This window comes from Salinivibrio sp. HTSP, from assembly GCF_003390965.1.
Classification (GTDB): Bacteria; Pseudomonadota; Gammaproteobacteria; order Enterobacterales; family Vibrionaceae; genus Salinivibrio; species Salinivibrio kushneri.
Genome location: NZ_PXUD01000083.1, coordinates 1 through 3,124, shown reverse-complemented (window position 1 = coordinate 3,124; position 3,124 = coordinate 1). Strand labels below are relative to the sequence as shown.

Annotated in this window: 3 protein-coding genes and 1 pseudogene; all 4 read left to right on the top strand. The window is 50.5% G+C overall.

All coding sequences use genetic code 11. The features are described 5' to 3' along the window. Positions 1 to 179: 179 nt before the first annotated feature. Positions 180 to 374: a hypothetical protein gene (locus C7A19_RS13985; RefSeq protein ID WP_116645180.1), complete on the top strand. Its 195-nt coding sequence runs from the start codon at positions 180 to 182 to the stop codon at positions 372 to 374. 537 nt (positions 375 to 911) lie between these two features. Beyond that, positions 912 to 1,331, top strand: coding sequence for a D-ribose pyranase (rbsD, locus tag C7A19_RS13980; protein ID WP_116645179.1), 420 nt, complete (start codon positions 912 to 914; stop codon positions 1,329 to 1,331). 23 nt (positions 1,332 to 1,354) lie between these two features. Next, positions 1,355 to 2,860, top strand: a complete 1,506-nt coding sequence (rbsA, locus tag C7A19_RS13975) for a ribose ABC transporter ATP-binding protein RbsA (RefSeq protein WP_116645178.1) — start codon at positions 1,355 to 1,357, stop codon at positions 2,858 to 2,860. Continuing rightward, a pseudogene (gene rbsC / locus C7A19_RS13970) lies at positions 2,857 to 3,124 on the top strand (ribose ABC transporter permease); the annotation flags it as partial. The gene rbsA and the pseudogene rbsC, both read left to right, overlap by 4 nt.

The following is a 3,124-nucleotide window of genomic DNA, read 5'->3' as shown; positions in this document are numbered from 1 at the left end:
TGCCAAATTTGACCTCCGTGTCGGAGGCGCGCCAGTTACACCGAGGGACGAGGCTCACATCGTGTTGGCGCTTGTCCGACTTTGTCCATCTAGAAGGACAGGCACTTTTGGTTAGTCTAGTTAGAGCTACTCCATTAACATCCAGCAGAGCGGTTCTTGGTAATTAAAGGAGGTAAATCATGGCTGAGCATGACACAGAAAAGACCATTCCCGAGCGTGACCAGCGGCGGTTTGCGGTGTCGGCTAACCGGAGCAAAGCGAGTCATCGTATTCGCTACGTGGAGTCGGGTGGCGCCTCGGTGGATAATGATGAGTGCACATTTTGCCAAGCGGTGCCGGTGTTGAATGAACCGCTGGAGAAGAACGAGAAGTGAGACGCTTCGCTTCTAGAAACGAGAGACTAGATAGAGCAGATCGCGCTCGCATTGAGGTTCTTGCGTTTTCTGTACTCTGTATTGCGTTATCGATATTCGGGTATAGGAATACAATTCGCTTCGCTTACAGTATAAGTGAAAGCAGCCTCGTGCTCGCATCGGCGCTCTTGCTCTTTCTGTATTCCGTATTCTAGTTTCTAGTTTCTAGTTTCTAGTTTCTAGTTTCTAGTTTCTAGCCTCTATCTCGCCTGATATTCTCGGGACAGTCACCTCACTTTTCCTGCAGCACGCAAAACTGTACTACTAACACAGGCTGTGTGATTTATCTCTCCCTTTACTAATGATTCCAATATCAATAGTCGATCCCTCTCACATCTGTGATGTTTACAGATGGTGAAATTTTTCTTTCATCTGCATTATTCACGTTATCGAAACGTTTCGATGGCGTTTTTTCCTGAGGGAAAACGCTGATCATAAGAAAACGTGCCAGCGCACAGTGAGCGCTGATTAAGTCCATCGTGAGTGAGAAGGTGATGAATGAATAAGCATGGTTTGCTCCATCCAGAGCTTGCACGGCTCGTAACCCAAATTGGACACACCGATGAATTGACGGTGTGTGATGCGGGGTTGCCGATCCCCAACTCGGTGTCGCGTATTGATTTGGCGCTAACCCAAGGGGTGCCGAGCTTTATGCAGACGGTCGAGGCGGTGTTAGCTCACACCTGCATTGAATCGGTGGTGATTGCAGAAGAGCTTGCTGCAGTTAGCCCAGCGCTGCACCAAGCCTTGCTTGCGCGACTAGAGCAAGAGAGTGCTGCGCGTCAGCAGCCGATCACTGTGACCACGATCAGCCACGAGGCCTTTAAAGCACGCACTGTGCAGAGCAAAGCGGTGGTACGCACCGGCGAGTGCACGCCTTATGCCAATGTGATTTTTCAAGCCGGTGTCACCTTTTAGGTGGGCCTAAGCGAGTAACCACAATGACGCAACCTATCTTACAACTCAACCAAGTCGTAAAAACCTTTCCCGGGGTGCGCGCCCTCGATGAGGCGAGCTTAAATGTCTATCCCGGCGAGGTAATGGCGCTACTCGGCGAGAATGGTGCGGGCAAGTCCACCTTGATGAAGGTCCTCACCGGGATTTATCACGCCGACAGTGGTGACGTGAACTATCAAGGCGAGCCGGTCTCGTTTAAAGGACCGCGTGATTCGCAGCAAGCGGGGATCAGTATTATTCACCAAGAGCTTAATTTGATCCCAGAGCTGACCATTGCAGAGAACATCTTCTTAGGCCGCGAGTTTACTAACCGGTTTGGCAAGATTGACTGGACCAAGATGGCGGAAGAAGCCGATAAGCTGTTGGCGCGTTTAAATGTGAAAGCACGTGGCACCACGCCACTTGGCAGCCTGAGCTTGGGCGAGCAGCAAATGGTGGAAATTGCCAAAGCGCTGTCGTTTGAGTCGCAGGTGATCATTATGGATGAGCCGACCGATGCTTTGACCGACACCGAAACCGCCTCGCTGTTTGCGGTGATCAACGAGCTGCGAGCGCAAGGCTGCGGCATAGTTTATATCTCTCACCGTTTAAAAGAAATTTTTGAGATTTGCGATCGGATCACCGTATTACGTGACGGCAAGTTTATTGGTGAGTGTCCCGTGAGTGATACCGATGAAGACGGCCTGATTGAAATGATGGTGGGCCGCAAACTCGCTGAACAATACCCACGAAGTGATGTCACCTCTGATGGAATAAGCCTTGAGGTGGAAAATGTCAGCGGCCACGGGGTGGAAGCGGTGAGTTTTCAGCTGCACCGTAGTGAAATTCTGGGTGTATCGGGCCTGATGGGCGCCGGGCGTACGGAGTTAATGAAAATTATCTATGGTGCCATGTCGCGTGATGCCGGCGTGATTCGGCTTGATGGCAAGGTGATTAACCCAGTGAGTCCGCAAGATGCGCTGGCCAACGGCATTGCTTACATCTCTGAAGACCGCAAAGGCGAGGGCTTGGTGCTGGGGTTATCGGTGAAAGACAACATGTCACTCAGTGCACTCGATAAGCTCACCCATTGGGGCAAAATTCAGCCGCGCGATGAAGTGATGGCGGTGGATGATTTTATTCGTCTTTTTAATATTAAAACCCCACATCGTGACCAAATTATTGGCAACTTGTCGGGTGGTAACCAGCAAAAAGTGGCGATCGCCAAAGGGCTGATGACCAAGCCGAAAGTGCTGATTTTGGATGAGCCGACGCGTGGTGTCGATGTCGGCGCTAAAAAAGAAATTTACCAGTTAATTAATCAATTTAAAGCCGAGGGCATGAGCATCATCTTGGTGTCGTCAGAAATGCCCGAAGTGCTTGGCATGAGTGATCGCATCTTAGTGATGCACGAAGGCCGCGTGTGCGGTGAATTTGATGCCAAGGACGCTAACCAAGAAACTCTGCTTGCCTGTGCGGTAGGCAAAGATGCCAATGAGGATGCAGCATGAGCTCAAATGCAGTCAATAAGTCCCAGCCGTCAGAGGATGGACGTAAACCCCTGTTCAGTAAAGCGTGGTTGATTGAGCAAAAATCACTCATTGCCCTGTTGGTGCTGATCGTGGTGATGTCATTTTTAAACAGCAACTTTTTCATGGTCGACAACCTGCTTAACATCCTGCGTCAAACCTCGGTGAACGCGATTATCGCCGTAGGGATGACATTGGTGATTTTAACCGCGGGTATCGACTTGAGTGTTGGCTCGGTGTTGGCGC